This is a genomic window from Micromonospora sp. RHAY321 (assembly GCF_023896955.1).
In the GTDB taxonomy this organism is placed as follows: Bacteria; Actinomycetota; Actinomycetes; order Mycobacteriales; family Micromonosporaceae; genus Micromonospora.
In genome coordinates this window covers 1-14776 of sequence record NZ_JAMHIW010000018.1, presented here as the reverse complement: position 1 = coordinate 14776, position 14776 = coordinate 1, and the positions used below count along the sequence as shown (strand labels likewise).

The 14776-nt window shown below is 74.3% G+C and carries 14 protein-coding genes; 8 read left to right on the top strand and 6 right to left on the bottom strand.

The window, feature by feature from the left end; all coding sequences use genetic code 11:
- The first annotated feature begins 17 nt into the window (after window positions 1-17).
- The 5 genes from M8C17_RS26915 to M8C17_RS26895 all read left to right on the top strand — a co-directional run bounded on the left by M8C17_RS26915 (window position 18) and on the right by M8C17_RS26895 (window position 5094).
- Window positions 18-992: an alpha/beta fold hydrolase gene (locus M8C17_RS26915; RefSeq protein ID WP_252419357.1), complete on the top strand. Its 975-nt coding sequence runs from the start codon at window positions 18-20 to the stop codon at window positions 990-992.
- Window positions 993-997: 5 nt separating this feature from the next.
- Complete coding sequence (locus M8C17_RS26910) at window positions 998-1858, top strand: DUF3152 domain-containing protein (RefSeq protein ID WP_252419356.1); 861 nt, start codon at window positions 998-1000, stop codon at window positions 1856-1858.
- An 87-nt stretch (window positions 1859-1945) separates the two neighbouring features.
- Window positions 1946-2773, top strand: coding sequence for a DUF3152 domain-containing protein (locus tag M8C17_RS26905; RefSeq protein WP_252419355.1), 828 nt, complete (start codon window positions 1946-1948; stop codon window positions 2771-2773).
- Between the two features lie 123 nt (window positions 2774-2896).
- Complete coding sequence (moeZ, locus tag M8C17_RS26900) at window positions 2897-4078, top strand: adenylyltransferase/sulfurtransferase MoeZ (RefSeq protein WP_252419354.1); 1182 nt, start codon at window positions 2897-2899, stop codon at window positions 4076-4078.
- A gap of 128 nt (window positions 4079-4206) precedes the next feature.
- Window positions 4207-5094: a prenyltransferase/squalene oxidase repeat-containing protein gene (locus M8C17_RS26895; RefSeq protein ID WP_252419436.1), complete on the top strand. Its 888-nt coding sequence runs from the start codon at window positions 4207-4209 to the stop codon at window positions 5092-5094.
- Window positions 5095-5111: 17 nt separating this feature from the next.
- Here the strand turns inward: M8C17_RS26895 and M8C17_RS26890 are convergent, their stop codons facing one another.
- Entirely contained in the window at window positions 5112-6353 is a 1242-nt protein-coding gene (locus M8C17_RS26890; RefSeq protein WP_252419353.1) for a glutamate-5-semialdehyde dehydrogenase, read from the bottom strand.
- 35 nt (window positions 6354-6388) lie between these two features.
- Window positions 6389-7546 carry a glutamate 5-kinase gene (gene proB, locus M8C17_RS26885; protein ID WP_252419352.1) on the bottom strand — a complete coding sequence of 386 codons (1158 nt, stop codon included), beginning with the start codon at window positions 7544-7546 and terminating at the stop codon, window positions 6389-6391.
- Window positions 7547-7559: 13 nt separating this feature from the next.
- Between proB and M8C17_RS26880 the strand changes: the two genes are divergently transcribed.
- Genes M8C17_RS26880 through M8C17_RS26870 form a run of 3 tightly spaced genes read left to right on the top strand, consistent with a single transcriptional unit; the run spans window position 7560 to window position 10836 of the window.
- On the top strand, window positions 7560-7874 hold the full coding sequence (locus M8C17_RS26880; protein ID WP_252419351.1) for an MGMT family protein: 315 nt from the start codon (window positions 7560-7562) through the stop codon (window positions 7872-7874).
- A gap of 32 nt (window positions 7875-7906) precedes the next feature.
- Window positions 7907-9322, top strand: coding sequence for an MFS transporter (locus M8C17_RS26875; protein ID WP_252419350.1), 1416 nt, complete (start codon window positions 7907-7909; stop codon window positions 9320-9322).
- Window positions 9319-10836, top strand: coding sequence for an aminotransferase class V-fold PLP-dependent enzyme (locus M8C17_RS26870; protein WP_252419349.1), 1518 nt, complete (start codon window positions 9319-9321; stop codon window positions 10834-10836). Before M8C17_RS26875 ends, M8C17_RS26870 begins: the two co-directional genes overlap by 4 nt.
- Window positions 10837-10890: 54 nt before the next feature.
- Here the strand turns inward: M8C17_RS26870 and M8C17_RS26865 are convergent, their stop codons facing one another.
- The 4 genes from M8C17_RS26865 to M8C17_RS26850 all read right to left on the bottom strand — a co-directional run bounded on the left by M8C17_RS26865 (window position 10891) and on the right by M8C17_RS26850 (window position 14615).
- Window positions 10891-12096 (bottom strand): hypothetical protein, encoded by a 1206-nt coding sequence (locus M8C17_RS26865; RefSeq protein WP_252419348.1) that lies wholly within the window; start codon window positions 12094-12096, stop codon window positions 10891-10893.
- Window positions 12089-12649, bottom strand: a complete 561-nt coding sequence (locus M8C17_RS26860; protein WP_374559282.1) for a SigE family RNA polymerase sigma factor — start codon at window positions 12647-12649, stop codon at window positions 12089-12091. Before M8C17_RS26860 ends, M8C17_RS26865 begins: the two co-directional genes overlap by 8 nt.
- A 201-nt stretch (window positions 12650-12850) precedes the next feature.
- A complete protein-coding gene (locus tag M8C17_RS26855) occupies window positions 12851-14056 on the bottom strand; it encodes a hypothetical protein (RefSeq protein ID WP_252419347.1) in 1206 nt (401 codons plus the stop codon).
- On the bottom strand, window positions 14049-14615 hold the full coding sequence (locus tag M8C17_RS26850) for a SigE family RNA polymerase sigma factor (protein WP_252419346.1): 567 nt from the start codon (window positions 14613-14615) through the stop codon (window positions 14049-14051). The genes M8C17_RS26855 and M8C17_RS26850 overlap by 8 nt, the downstream gene beginning before the upstream one ends.
- Between the last annotated feature and the right edge of the window lie 161 nt (window positions 14616-14776).

The window sequence follows — 14776 nt, the reverse complement described above, 5'->3', positions numbered from 1 at the left end:
CGGGGCAGACTGGAGCGATGAAGCGCGCCACCCTCTGGCCCGATCATCTCCTTCCCGACGACCGGGTCCCGCCACCGTGGCCGGGTCGCGAGGTCCGCCTCGACGGCCTGGTCACGTACGTGCGGGACACCCCGGCCACCGCCGCCGCCGCGGAGCCGGCGCTGTACGTGCACGGGCTGGGCGGTTCCTCGCAGAACTGGACCGACCTGGCCGGGCTGCTCGCCGACCGCCTCGACGGCCAGGCCATCGACCTGCCGGGCTTCGGCCGCAGCGAGCCGGGCCGCCGCTACACCATCCCGGCCTTCGCCGATCTGGTGATCCGCTGGATCGAGCACTCCGACCGTGGGCCGGTGCACCTGTTCGGCAACTCGCTGGGCGGCGCGGTCGCGGTCCAGGTGGCCGGGCTCCGACCCGACCTGGTCCGCACCCTCACCCTCATCTCCCCGGCGTTGCCGTTTCTGAACTTCCGGCGCTCGTTGCAGGGGCGGATGCTGCCGGTGCTGGCCATACCGCGCGGTGAACGGTTGGTCGCCAAGCGGCTCAACCAGCTCGCCCCCGAGGTGATGGCCCAGCAGGTCATGGAGGCGTGCGTCGCCGACCTCAGCCGGATCTGCGACCAGCGCCGGGCCGAGGCGCTGGAGGAGATCCTGGTGCGCTACGAGGCCGAGCACTACGCCGCCGCGTACGTCCGGACGTTCCGCGGCCTGGTCTCCAGCTTCGTGCGGGCGTACCTGCCGGGGCCGGGCTCGCTGTGGCGGCTGGCCGAGGCGGTGCGCGCGCCCACCCTGGTGGTGGGCGGGCTGCAGGACCGGCTGGTCGACGTACGGGTCGCGCCGCAGACCGCCCGGGCCATCCCGGACAGCCGGCTGCTGATGCTCGACGGGGTCGGCCACGTGGCGCAGCTGGAGGTGCCCCGGCTGGTGGCCCGGGCGGTGGTGGGCCTGCTCGCCGAAACGGGGGAGACCGTCCGGCGGCCCGATCTGGCAGGCTGAACCGGATGTCCACCTCCGCCCGCCGCCCCGGTCATCTCCAGCGGCGCTTCGCGCCGGTCGCCCTGCTGATGGCCGTGCTGCTGGCCCTCGGCGCGGCGGTCTCCGTGACCGCCGAACGGCCGGCCGGGCGTGGCGCCGCCGACCGGTTGACCGCCGAGGAGTTTCCCACCGCGCCGCCACTGGTGGCCGCGCCGCTGCCCCTGTCGCCCACGCCGTCGGCCGACGCGTCGCCGGTCGCACCGTCGAGCCCGACGCCGGTGCTGCGGCTGCCCGGGGCCGTGCCGACTTCCGGCACCGGCCGGTTCGGTTACGACGAGCGCGGCGGCCCGGTGCTGGGTCGTGCGGGTGAGCTGCGGCGCTATCGGGTGGCGGTGGAGTCGGGCAGTGGCGAGGACGCCGCCGCGTTCGGGCAGGCGGTCCAGACGGCGCTCGCCGGGCCGGGCAGCTGGGTCGACAGCGGTCGGCTGCGGTTGCAACAGGTCCCCGGCGGCTCGCCCCGGGACTTCACCGTCTACCTGGCCACCGCTCGTACGGCGGGCCGGATGTGCGCCGCCGGTGGGGTGGACATCCGGATCGGCGGCCGGCCGTACACCTCCTGCCGCGCGCCGGGCAAGGTGATCATCAACCTGGATCGGTGGCGGCTGTCCGTGCCGCACTTCGTCGGTGCGGGTGTGCCGCTCTCGGTCTACCGGACGTACGTGGTCAACCACGAGGTGGGCCACCAGTTGGGGCACCGGCACGAGCGCTGCCCGGGTGCTGGTCGGCCGGCGCCGGTGATGATGCAGCAGACCCTCTTCCTCAACGGGTGCCGGGTCAATCCGTGGCCGTACCTCGACGGTCGCCGCTACGCCGGCCCCGCGCTCTGACCGCCGACCTGCTTCCCTTATAAGAGGCCTTGCGTAATTGGCGGTAAAAGCAGGGAAATGCCCGATTGATCTGGCACGCTGAGGGTCATGACGCCGTCGTCCCCTTACGGCCCACCCGAGCCGTCCGGCCGGTCCGGTCCACCGACGCCGTCGGGCACGAGGCCCGCGCTGGTCCGGATGTACCGGCGGCGCCGCCGTACCCTGCTGCTCGGTCTGGTCCTGCTCGCCGTCGGCGCCGGAGTGGCCCTGACCTGGGGCGGCGACCCGCCGGGCGAGGCACCCGCGCACACCCAGGGGCGAATGGGCCACGGCGGGGGAGCCGGTGCCCACCCGGCGCCCACCAGCTACCCGTCGGTCGGCGCGGGACGGTTCACGGCAGCGGACGGCGAGAGCCCGGTGCACGGCGAGGACGGGCCACTGCGCAGGTACCGGGTCGTGGTCGAGCGCGGCACCGGCCAGGACGCGGATGCCTTCGCCGGCACGGTGGACGAGGTGCTGACCGACCCCCGCAGCTGGATCGCCTCGGGTGAACTGCGGGTGCAGCGGGTGGCCGACGCGGGGGCCGCGGACTTCACCATCTACCTGGCCACCCCGGTCACCTCCGAGCGCATGTGCGCCGAGGGTGGGCTGACCACCGAGCGCTACACCTCCTGCCGTCTTCCGGGCCAGGTCATCATCAATCTGGCCCGCTGGATGGAGGCGGTCCCCGACTACGGCGCCCCGCTGGAGACGTACCGCACCTACGTGATCAACCACGAGGTGGGCCACGAGTTCGGCGAGGAGCACGAGGCCTGCCCGGGGCCGGGCGAGCCCGCGCCGGTGATGCAGCAGCAGACGTACGGCCTGGAGGGGTGCGTCGCCAACGCCTGGCCGTACCTCGACGGCCGTCGCTATGCGGGGGACATCGTCCCCTGATCGACGCCTCCGTCGGTTATTCCCGCTCCCGCATCGCGGGCCACGTGTCCTCCCTCATGGCCGTGCGTTGCCCCCGCGAGCAACAATGGCGCGGTTCACACCGCCGATCCCGGGGAGTCCACCGTGTCGTTGCCCCCGCTCGTCGAGCCCGCCGCCGAGCTGACCGTTGACGAGATCCGCCGCTACTCCCGCCACCTGATCATTCCCGACGTCGGGGTGGCCGGGCAGAAGCGGTTGAAGAACGCCCGGGTGCTCTGTGTGGGCGCCGGTGGCCTCGGGTCACCCGCCCTGATGTACCTCGCCGCGGCCGGGGTCGGCACGCTCGGCATCATCGACTTCGACACCGTCGACGAGTCCAACCTCCAGCGCCAGATCATCCACGGCGTGTCCGACGTCGGCCGGTCCAAGGCCGAGTCCGCCGCCGCGTCGATCCGCGAGATCAACCCGCTGGTCAACGTGGAGATCCACAACACCGCGCTGGACCGGGAGAACGTCCGCGAGATCTTCGCCCAGTACGACCTGATCGTCGACGGCACCGACAACTTCGCCACCCGCTACATGGTCAATGACGCGGCGGTGCTGCTCGGCAAGCCGTACGTCTGGGGCTCGATCTACCGCTTCGACGGTCAGGCGTCGGTGTTCTGGGCCGAGCACGGCCCCTGCTACCGGTGCCTCTACCCGGAGCCGCCGCCGCCCGGCATGGTGCCGTCCTGCGCCGAGGGTGGCGTGCTCGGCGTGCTCTGCGCGTCGATCGGCTCGATCCAGGTGAACGAGGCGATCAAGCTGCTCACCGGGATCGGCGAACCGCTGGTCGGCCGGCTGATGGTCTACGACGCCCTGGAGATGGAGTACCGCAAGATCAAGGTCCGCAAGGACCCGAACTGCGCGCTCTGCGGCGAGAACCCGACGGTCACCGACCTGCTGGAGGACTACGAGGACTTCTGCGGCGCGGTCTCCGACGAGGCCCAGGAGGCGGTGGTCGACTCGACCATCACCGCTCTGGAGCTCAAGGAGTGGCAGGACGCCGGCAAGGACATCTTCCTGGTCGACGTCCGGGAGCCGGCCGAGTACGAGATCGTCCGGATCCCCGGCGCCACCCTGATCCCCAAGGGCGACATCATCTCGGGCGACGCCCTCGCCACGCTGCCGCAGGACCGGCAGATCGTGCTGCACTGCAAGTCGGGTGTCCGCTCGGCGGAGGCGCTCGCCGCGCTGAAGGCCGCCGGGTTCCGCGACGCCGTGCACGTGCAGGGCGGCGTGCTCTCCTGGATCAAGCAGATCGACCCGTCGCTGCCCGCGTACTGACCGACCGGCACCGGGGCGGCTCACATGGCCGCCCCGGTGCCGGTGTGGCCCGCCGACCTTGACCGCCGCCGGATCGACGCGGACGGCTCCGAGTAGCCCTCCGTCCGGAGCGACGCAGCCATCCCCGGCTGGCCGATTCCCCGAGGCGGGATCGCGTCTGCGCAGGTAGCGTCTCCGCCGTGGTCGACTTGGAAGCCGCGATCGGGTTCGTCGTGGCGCACGGAGACGCGGTCGAACGCGCCCGTCTCTCCTGGCTCCGCAATGGCACGCCCGTGCCGGCCGAGGTGCTGGAGACGGCCGAGGTCGGCCAGGCGCCCGACGGCGGTTGGCCCGCGACGTGGGGCGGCGACGTCGCCTCGATCGACGCCACCTGCTTCCGGCTCGCCGAGTTGGACGACCTGGGGGCGCTCGGCCGTCCCGCCGCGCGCCGGGCACTGGACTGGTTGGCGTCCCGGCAGCAGGCCGACGGGAGCTGGGACGAGGACCCGTCGCTGGCCGGGTCGGCTCCGGAGTGGGCACGGCCCGGCGATCCGGAGGCGGGGCTCTTCGTCACCGCCAACGCCGCGTTCTGGCTCACCGTGGCCGGTCTGGACGCCCGGGCCGCCGGGCCGCTCGACCACCGGGTCGGCGGGGTGTACGCCGGGGTGGTGCAGGGGGCGGCCCAGTCGCTCGCCGCGCGGCTGCGCCCGGACGGCAGTTGGCCGTCCTTCCTGGCAGCCGGCTGGTTGAGCGCGGCGGTGCTGCACCGGCAGGACATGTTCCAGGAGTCGGCGCGGATCCAGGTGGTGCTCGCCGAGCGGTTGACCGCGATGTCCCCGGGGGACGTGGCGTGGCTGGCCGCCACGCTGCGCCGGGTCGGCATCGACCCGCAGGACTGGATCATGGTGCGGGCACTGCGCCGGCTGGCTGAGACGCAGCGCAGCGACGGTGGCTGGGAGAGTGACGACGGGCACCAGTTCGACGTGCACTCGACGCTGTCCGCGATCCGGGCCTGCCGGCCGGCGCCGACCGGCTGAGACGCGGCCCGGCACCGCTAGCGCAGGTGCCCGTCCCCGGTGACCACGTACTTGGTGCTGGTCAGCTCCGGCAGGCCCATCGGGCCGCGGGCGTGCAGCTTCTGCGTCGAGATGCCGATCTCCGCGCCGAAGCCGAACTCGCCGCCGTCGGTGAACCGCGTCGAGGCGTTGACCATGACCGCCGCCGCGTCCACCCGGGCGACGAACTCGCGGGCCGCGCCCGCCGAGTCGGTGAGGATCGCCTCGGTGTGCCCGGTGCCGTAGCGCCGGATGTGCGTGACGGCCGCGTCCAGCGAGTCGACCACCGCGACGGAGATGTCCGCGGAGAGGTACTCGGTGGCGTAGTCCTCCTCGGTGGCCGCGACCACGGCGGCGGAGTAGCCGGCCACCTCCGGCGAACCGTGCACGGTCACCCCGGCCTCGGCGAACGCCGCCAGCATCGGCGGCAGGAACGCGTCCGCGATGCCGGCGTGTACCAGCAGCGACTCGGCGGTGTTGCAGGTGGACAGTCGCTGGGTCTTGGCGTTCAGCGTCACCGCGACGGCCTTCGCCACGTCCGCGGCGGCGTCCACGTAGACGTGGCAGTTGCCCACCCCGGTCTCGATGACCGGCACGGTCGACTCCTCGACCACGGTGCGGATCAGCGACGCGCCGCCGCGCGGGATGAGCACGTCGACGAGCCCCCGGGCACGCATCAGCTCCTTGACCGACTCCCGGGAGCTGGCGTCGAGCAGCTGCACCGCGTCGGCCGGCAGCCCGGCGTCGGCGACCGCGTCGCGCAGCACCGCGACCAGCGCGGCGTTGGAGTGCGCGGCCGAGGACGACCCGCGCAGCAGCGCCGCGTTGCCGGACTTGAGGCAGATCCCGGCGGCGTCCACGGTCACGTTGGGCCGTGCCTCGTAGATGATGCCGACCACCCCGAACGGCACCCGGATCTGGCGCAGCTCCAGGCCGTTGGGCAGGGTCGAGCCGCGGACCACCTCGCCGACCGGGTCGGGCAGCGCGACCATCTGACGCAGCGCGTCGGCGATCCCGGCCACCCGGCCCGCGTCGAGTGCGAGCCGGTCCAGCACGGCCGCGGTCAGCCCGGCCTCCCGGCCGGCCGCCAGGTCCGTCGCGTTCGCGGCCAGGATCTCCGGGGTACGCGCCACCAGCGCGTCGGCCATCGCGGTCAGCGCGGCGTCCTTGGCCGTGCGCGTCGCGACGGCCAGTTCCGCCGCGGCGTCCCGCGCCCGTCGGGCCTGCTCGACGACGCTCATCCTGCACTCCTCACGTGTTGACACGCTGCCCTTGGTCACAGCAGTACGAGGTCGTCGCGGTGGACGACCTCCCGTTCGTACGCCGGGCCGAGCGCCGCGGCGAGTTCCGAGGTGGAGCGGCCGAGCAGCCCGGGCAGCTCCACCGCGTCGTAGTTGACGAGCCCTCGGGCGACCGGTGCGCCGGCGGTGTCCACCAGGTCGACGGGGTCGCCGGCGGTGAACGTCCCGTCCACGGCGGTGATGCCGGCCGGCAGCAGCGACTTGCGCCGCCCGACGACGGCGGCGACCGCGCCGGGGTCGAGGTGCAGCCGCCCCCGGGGCGACGTGGCGTGGGCCAGCCAGAACAGCCGGGCCGCCGGGCGCTGCCGCTGCGGGTGGAACAGCGTGCCGACCGGCTCGCCGGCCAGCGCGGGGGCGGCCAGGTCGGCGGCGGTGAGCACCACGGGGATGCCGAAGCCGGTGGCGATCCGGGCGGCCTCGACCTTGGTCACCATGCCGCCGGTGCCGACGCCGGAGCGGCCCGCCCCGCCGATGGTGATGCCGGCGAGGTCGGCCTCGTCGCGGACCTCGGTGATCCGGGTCGACTGCGGGCGGGCCGGGTCGCCGGTCCAGAGCGCGTCCACGTCGGAGAGGAGCACCAGCAGGTCGGCGTGCACCAGGGCGGCCACCAGGGCGGCCAGCCGGTCGTTGTCGCCGAAGCGGATCTCGTCGGTGGCCACCGTGTCGTTCTCGTTGACGATCGGTACGGCGCGCAGGTCGAGCAGCTTGCGCAGGGTGCGGTACGCGTTGCGGTAGTGCGCCCGACGGGTCACGTCGTCGACGGTGAGCAGCACCTGCCCGACGGTGAGCCGGTGTCGGGCGAAGCTGGCCGCGTACCGGCCGATCAGCAGGCCCTGCCCGACGCTGGCGGCGGCCTGCTGGGTGGCCAGGTCGCGCGGGCGTCGGGTCAGCCCGAGCGGGGCCAGGCCGGCGGCGATGGCGCCGGAGGAGACCAGCACCACCTCGCGGCCGTCGGCGGCGAGCCGGCCGAGGGCGTCGACGAGCGCGTCGACCCGCTCTTCGGCCAGCCCGCCGGTGGCGGTGGTCAACGAGGAGGATCCGATCTTGACGACGACCCGTCGGGCCGTCGTGACTGCGTCGCGCACCCGCCCATTCTGCGTGGTCCGTGCGGCGTGGCCCGGCTGCGTTCCCATATCGTGGCCGACTGTGACTCCGGACGAGTACGTCGAGGCGGTGCTGGACCTGGTCGAGCGGATCCCGCCCGGACGGGTGATGTCGTACGGCGCCGTCGCCGACGCGCTCGCGGAGCGCACCGGCCGCGCCTCGGCCCGGCTGGTGGGCGCCATCATGGCCCGGCACGGCGGCTCGGTGCCCTGGCACCGGGTGGTGACCTCCGCGGGCCGGCTGCCTCCGGGGCACGAACGCGAGGCGCGGGCCCGGCTGCGGGCCGAGGGGGCGCCGCTGCGCGGCGAGGGCGTGGACATCCGGGTGGCGGGTTGGTCGCCGGAGGAGGGGATGTGACCGGCGCCATAACGTGAGTAACATTCGGCCCCATGAACCCGCCGCCGGGTGACGCCGGCTCGCCCGCCGTCGGCCCGCTGCCCCGGCCGGTGCACGCCGGATACGCGCTCGGCTCCCTGGCCACCGGCGCGTTCGGCACGGTGCCCGGTCTGCTGCTGCTGCCGTACCTGACCGACACGCTGGGCGTGGCCGCCGGGGTGGCCGCCCTGCTGGTGCTGCTGCCCAAGGCCTGGGACGTGCTGGTCAACCCCGTCGCCGGGCGGATCTCCGACCGCACCCGGTCGCGCTGGGGCGCCCGCCGGCCGTACCTGCTCATCGCCGGCCTCGCGCTGGCCGTGCTCTTCGCGGCCATCTTCGCCGCGCCCTTCGGCAACGGCCCCGCCGCTGCGGCGTACGTGGCGTTCGCCTTCCTCGCCACCGCCACCGCGTTCGCCTTCTTCCAGGTGCCGTACGTGGCGATGCCCGCGGAGCTGACCGACGACTACGCCGAACGCACCCGGCTGATGACCTGGCGGATCGCCGTGCTGGCCCTGGCCATCCTGGTCTCCGGAGCGGTCGCCCCGCTGGTGGTGACCGCCGGCGGCGATGGCGTGCCCGGGCACCGCTGGATGGGGCTGTTCGTGGCGGTGCTGATCGCCCTCGGCGCCCTCGGCGCGTTCCTCGGCACCCGGTCCGCGCCGACCGGCACGGTCGGCGGCAGCGAACCGACGCTGCGCGCCCAGCTCGCCGTGGCCGGAGCCAACCGACCGTTCCGGGCGCTGCTGATCTGCTTCGTGGTGCAGTCCGCCGGGGTGGCGACCATCCTGGCCGGCGTCAACTACTTCGCCGGGCAGATCCTGCGCGACGAGAAGAGCGGGCCGACCCTGCTCTTCGTCTGCTTCGTCGGGCCGGCGCTGCTGGTGATGCCGCTCTGGACCCGGGTCGGCGCCCGGCTGGGCAAGCGGGCCGCCCTGGTCGTCGCCGCGCTGATCCTCGCCGCCGGTGCGCTCGCCCTGGTGGCCGCGCCGGTGCTGCCGCCGGTCGCGGTCTACCTCGTGGTCGCCGTGCTCGGCGTCGGCTACGCCGGCCAGCAGGTGTTCGCACTGGCCATGCTGCCGGACTGCATCGCGTACGACACGGCGCGTACCGGCCGACGGCAGGCCGGCGTCTTCACCGGCCTCTGGACCGCCGGGGAGACCTTCGGCCTGGCCCTCGGCCCGGGGATCTACGGCCTGGTGCTCCAGCTCAGCGGTTACGTCTCCTCCGACACGGGAACGGCCGCCGCCCAGTCCGACACCGCCCGCCTCGGTGTCCTGCTCGGCTTCACCGTCCTGCCCGCCCTCCTGGTCGGCCCGCCGGTCCTCCTGCTCCGCCGCTACACCCTCACCCCCGCGGTCCTCGCCGCCGCAACGCACGACCGCCGCGTCGAAGCCGCTGACCATCACGAGAAGGGCACCATGACTCCATGATCGACGAGAGCAGGGTCGAGGGCGGGGCGCTGTCCCGCGACGGGGTGGCGGCGGAGGTCGCGCTCGCGGAGGTCCGGGCGTTGCGGGCGGGTGACCGGCCCACCCACGGTGGGCGGCTGTTCGCGTACGTCTACGACCCGGCGGTGCCGGGGCTGGACGACCTCGCCGCCGCCGCACACCGGGAGAGCGCGCACGTCAACGGGCTGGACCCCACCGCCTTCCCGTCCCTGCTGGCGATGGAGAACGCACTGGTCGCCGCGGCCGGCCGGGTGCTCGGCGGTGGGCCGGGGACGACCGCCCCGGACGTGGTCGGCAGCGTCACCAGCGGCGGCACCGAATCACTGATCCTCGCCGTCAAGGCCGCCCGCGACGCCCACCCGGAGTTGACGGCGCCCCGGATCGTGGTGCCGGCGAGCGCGCACGCGGCGTTCGCCAAGGCGGCGCACTACCTGCGCGTGGCGCTGGACGTGGTGCCGGTCTCCCCGGACACGCTGCGCCCCGACCCGGCCGCGATGGCCGCCGCGATCCGCCCGGAGACGGTGCTGGTGGCCTGCTCCGCGCCGTCGTACGCGCACGGGGTGGTGGACCCGGTCGCGGAGATCGCGGCTGCGGCGGCCGACGCCGGGGTGCGCTGCCACGTGGACGCCTGCTTCGGCGGCTGGACCCTGCCGTACCTGCGCCGCCTCGGTGCCCCGGTGCCGGCGTTCGACTTCGCGGTACCCGGTGTCACCTCCATCTCGGTCGACCTGCACAAGTACGCGTACGCGCCGAAGGGGGTGTCGGTGCTGCTGCACCGGGACGCCGCGCTGCGCGCCCCGCAGTACTTCGCGTACGCGGACTGGCCCGGCTACACGATGATCAATCCGGTGATCGCGTCCACCCGCTCGGGAGGGCCGATCGCCGCCGCGTACGCGACCCTGCGGCATCTCGGCGACTCCGGCTACCTGGCGCTGGCCGAGCGCACCCGGGACGCGGTGGCCGGGCTGGCCGCCGCCGTGCGCGGGGTCGACGGGCTCCGGCTGATGGCCGAGCCGGAGTCGACGGTGGTCTGCTTCACCGCCACCGAGGGTGGCCCCGACCTGTTCGTCCTCGTCGACGAGTTGACCGCGCGCGGCTGGCACACCCAGCCCCAACTGTCGTACGCCGGCCTGCCGGCCAGCGTGCACCTCACGGTGACCGCCGCGGTCGCTCCCCGCGTGGCCGAGTTCGGGCCGGACCTGGTCGACGCGGTGGCGGCGGCCCGGGCGGCCGGCCCGGTCCGGCTGCCCGGGGAGCTGGCCGCCCTGGCCGGCGCCCTCACCCCGGACGCGCTCACCCCGGAGCTGGTGGCCGGCCTGGCCGCCGGGCTGGGTCTGGGCGCCGAACCGGCCGCCGGAGAGGACGGCGGGTCGACGGCCGGCCCGCTGCCGGAGCGGATGGCGCTGGTGAACACGCTGCTCGACGCCGCGCCGCCCGCGTTGCGCGAGCGGCTGCTGGTCGAGTTCGTCGGCCTTCTGCAGCGTCCCTCCTGGTAGTCCCGCCACCCCGGCAGTCGGCACGCCATCGCCGAGGATGGCGTGCCGACCGACTCAGCGGTACGTGATCCGGACCAGGTTGTCGGGCTCGTAGACCTCCTCCACGACGTCGACGTCGGCGTCCATCGCCCGGGCGTCCACGTCGGCCTGTCCCGTGCCGACGCGGGCGCCCGCGGCCACCCGGAAGCCCAGCGTGAGCCGGATCTCCCTCCCGGCGGCGAGCCCGTCAAGGTCACAGGTCACCGGCTGCTGCGTCGTCTCCGGGTCGTTACGGCAGGCCTTCCAGCCGTCGCCGTCCGCGCGCACCGCGGCCGGCAGGCCGAGTCGCAACCCCACGCGGGCGGCCGGACCGTTGCCTCCGTTGCGGATCGCGACGGTCACCGTGCCGGTCCGCGACCCGTCCGGTGCGTCGGCCAACACCAGATCGCCGGCGGTGACGACGAGGTTGATGTCGTGCCGGTTCGGACCGAAGGTCGTCGGTCCGGAGACCTGGGCGAAGGCGTCCCCGTTCCAGCGGTAGCCGCGCCACTGACGCTGCGACCACTCGGCGGCCCAACCGCCCCCGGGGGCGATGTCGCCGACCTCCACGCGCACGGTGCCGTCGCCGGCCACGTCGAGCGCGAACAGCCACTGCGGCTTGTCCTTGGTCGTCGCGGCCACCCGACCCAGCGTGACCACCTTTCCCTTCCCGTCCCGGTCGAACGCGACCACCTGCATCGGCCCGCCGGTGCCGAGCACGCACTGCACCAGCGCCACCGTCTCCACCGCGCCGTCCCCGTCGACGTCACCGTGGTCGAGCGCCAGGAGCCAGTTCACGCCCTCCCGGGCGTCCGCCGTGAGCCGTACGCCCGACGTCGGGCAGCCGCGTCCGGCCCGCCACGCCGGCAGGGTCACCGGCCCGCCCAGGAGCTGCGACCGGCTGATCCGGCCGTCGGGCACGGTCGAGGTCGGGCTGGCGCTGGTCGCGGCGGGGCTGGCGGTCGGGCTGGGTGTGGCGCTCGGCGTCGGCGGCACCGGCACGCTCGGCGTGGGCTCGACCGGGCCCGGCCGGAGCTCCGGGTCGTCCATCGCCGCGTACCCGACGGCCGACCCGGTGAACAGCGCGAGCACGGCGGTGGCGGTCGCCGCCATACGGCGACGGCCCCGGCCTCGTGCCGCCCGTCGGACGGCGGCAGGTCCGGGCACCTCGACCTCGGCCAGCACGGTACGGCGGTAACGGGCGAACTCCTCGGCGAGGCCGAGGGTCTCCTGCTCAGACATCCCGCACCTCCTCGTTGGTGTCGCGCAGGTGTGTCGCGAGAGCCGCCCGGCCCCGGTGCAGCCAGGACTTGACCGTCCCCTCGGCTACGCGTTCCTGGGCGGCGATCTCGGCGATCGACAGGTCGGCGAGGTAGTGCAGTACGACGGCCCGCCGTTGCTTCGGGGGCAACTGCGCCAGCGCGGCGTCGACGGCGACCCGGTCGGGGCTCGGCCCCGCGACGTGCGTCTCCCGCTGTCGCAGCAGCCACGCCTGGGCTGTCCGCAGCCGCCGCCAGCGGTTGTGGCCGAGGTTCCAGGCGACCCGGCGCACCCAGGCCAGCGGGTCGTCGTAGCGGGCCAGCCGGTCCCAGCGGGCGTACGCCCGGCAGAACGCCTCCTGGACCAGGTCCTGCGCCTGCCCACGGTCGCCGGTGTACGCGGTCAGCTGCACCACCAGCCCGCGGAAGTGGGCGTGGTAGAAGTCGTCGAAGACCAGCTCGGCCGGCGGGGGGACCGTGGTTCCCGGTGGCTCCGGTGGAGGCCCGCCCACCCGTACGTCTCTCGTCACAAGCACTCGTCCTCCCCGTGGTGGCCGCGGGTGGTGTGTCCCGCCGGCACCCGTCACACCACCGGACGTGCCGGCCGGTTGCGCAGGACCGGTGGGGGCGCTGTGTCGGGTGCGGGACATCTGGACCGCGGGGCGGCGCGGACGATCGGTCGACCACCGTGCACGGGCGGGCCCGGCCGCGGGTGCCGGCCGGGCCCGATCGGCGGGTCAGGAGACCACCCGCACCTCCAGGTGGCTGTTGCCGTAGGCCAGGTCCCTCCAGTGCCGGTCCTGGTCGTCGAAATGCACCACCCGGACGCGGGGCTTGTCCAGTGCCGCCGGATCGACCAGGAGGTGGAAGGTGTACGCCCGGCGCTCCCCGGACCGCAGGCCGGCGGTGCGGCAGTCGGTCCCCGACTCGTCGGCTTTCCGCCACGGTACGCAGATCGACGAGTCGCCGCTGTCCAGCGTGCCGATGAAACCCAGTTCGGCGAAGCCGACGTACGCCACGTCCACCGGTCCGTTGTTCGTCACGGTCAGCGTCAGGGTGCCCGGACGCTTCCCGTCGGTGCCGACCGGCCCCAGCACGAGGTCGCCGCCGGCCAGCGCCAGATCGGTCAGCCGGGTGTCCTTGCCGAAGGACCTCGGCCCGTCGCTCTGGGCGAACCGGTCGTCGGTCCAGCGGTACGTCCGCCACTGCTTCTGCGCCCAGTAACTGGGCATCGAGCAGCAGGGCTGGATGTCCGCAACCTGCGCCCGCACCTCCCCGTCGTCCGTGACGGCGGCGTCCGTGATGTCGTCGAGCCCGTCCCCGGTGCGAACGACCCGAGCCATGGTCACGATCCGACCGCGCCCGTCGCGGTCGAACGCGAGGAGTTGTTTCGCCGAGCCCTCGCCGGACCGGCAGGTGACCAGGGCAACCGTCTCGGTGGCGCCGTCGCCGTCCAGGTCGGTGTAGCCCAGGTCCAGGTCCGCCAGCGTCGGCCTGGCCTCGGTGGGCGACGGGGGCCGCAGCCGGACGTCCGACGTGGCGCAGCCTGTCGCGTACGAGGGCCAGGCCGGCAGGTCGACGCGGGCGGCCAGCAGCTGGGCCCGGCTGATCCGGCCGTCCGGCGCGGCCGGGCTCGTGGACGTGGTCGTGCTGGGAGTGAGCGGTGCGGGCGACGTCGGTGGCGGAGCGCTCGTCGGCGCGGTGGTCGGTTCCCCGGTCGCCGCCGGCGCCGGAACCGACCGGTCGCCACGCAGTGCGGCGTTGGCGACGACCGGTGCGACCGCCAGGGCGACCGCCGTCACCGCCGCGGCAGCGACCATCGTCCGACGGCGCCGACGAAGGGTGCGGCGGGCCTCGTCAGGTCCCGGACCGGCGACCCGGGCGACCGTCTCGGCGCGGTACACGGCGAACCGGTCCCGAAGCCGCGGGTCGATGTCAGACATTGCCCACTCCCTCGATGTTCTCGTCGAGCAGCCCCGCCAGCGCCAGGCGGCCACGGTGCAGCCAGGACTTGACGGTTCCCTCGGCCACCCCCTCCTGACTGGCGATCTCGTTGACCGACAGGTCGGCGAGGTAGTGCAGGATGACGGCCCGTCTGTGGTTGGCGGGCAGCCGGGCCAGCGCGGCGTCGATCGCCACCCGGTCGGGCGTCGGACCGGCCATCGCGGCCTCCGTCCGCCGTTGCCGCAGCAGATGGTTGCGAGCGGTCCGCAGCCGCCGCCAACGGCTCCGGGCCAGGTTCCAGGCGACCTGGCGGACCCACGCGACCGGATCGTCGTACCGGGCCAGTCGGTCCCACCGGGCGAGGGCGCGGCAGAACGCCTCCTGCGCGAGGTCCTGAGCCTGGGACAGGTCGCCGGTGTAGGCGCCGAGCTGGGTGGTCACGTTCCGAAAGTGCGCGTGGTAGAAGTCGTCGAAGCTCAGTTTCGCCGGGTGCTCCCCGTCCACCACGGCAGTCGCACCCGGCGGCTCGTCGGCGCGGGCTCTCGTCATCGCTGTCACTGCCCCTCCCCGTTCGCCGTCGGGGCCGTGCCCGAGGCGGTCGTAACACTCGCCATTCCGCCGGGGGGTTGCAGCCCCACCGCCGAGCCGGCACCGGTGCCGGTTGTGGCCGTCCTGTGGGGTGACTGCGACGTCGGGACCGCGCCCCGACGGGCGTCGCC

Excerpts from the sequence above, each read along its gene's own strand:
- M8C17_RS26855 (WP_252419347.1), bottom strand. The coding sequence starts at position 14,056 with ATGTCTGACATCGACCCGCGGCTTCGGGACCGGTTCGCCGTGTACCGC.
- M8C17_RS26865 (WP_252419348.1), bottom strand. The coding sequence starts at position 12,096 with ATGTCTGAGCAGGAGACCCTCGGCCTCGCCGAGGAGTTCGCCCGTTAC.
- proB (WP_252419352.1), bottom strand. The coding sequence starts at position 7,546 with ATGGGAACGCAGCCGGGCCACGCCGCACGGACCACGCAGAATGGGCGG.
- M8C17_RS26890 (WP_252419353.1), bottom strand. The coding sequence starts at position 6,353 with ATGAGCGTCGTCGAGCAGGCCCGACGGGCGCGGGACGCCGCGGCGGAA.
- M8C17_RS26870 (WP_252419349.1), top strand. The coding sequence starts at position 9,319 with ATGATCGACGAGAGCAGGGTCGAGGGCGGGGCGCTGTCCCGCGACGGG.
- M8C17_RS26875 (WP_252419350.1), top strand. The coding sequence starts at position 7,907 with ATGAACCCGCCGCCGGGTGACGCCGGCTCGCCCGCCGTCGGCCCGCTG.
- M8C17_RS26915 (WP_252419357.1), top strand. The coding sequence starts at position 18 with ATGAAGCGCGCCACCCTCTGGCCCGATCATCTCCTTCCCGACGACCGG.
- M8C17_RS26910 (WP_252419356.1), top strand. The coding sequence starts at position 998 with ATGTCCACCTCCGCCCGCCGCCCCGGTCATCTCCAGCGGCGCTTCGCG.
- M8C17_RS26905 (WP_252419355.1), top strand. The coding sequence starts at position 1,946 with ATGACGCCGTCGTCCCCTTACGGCCCACCCGAGCCGTCCGGCCGGTCC.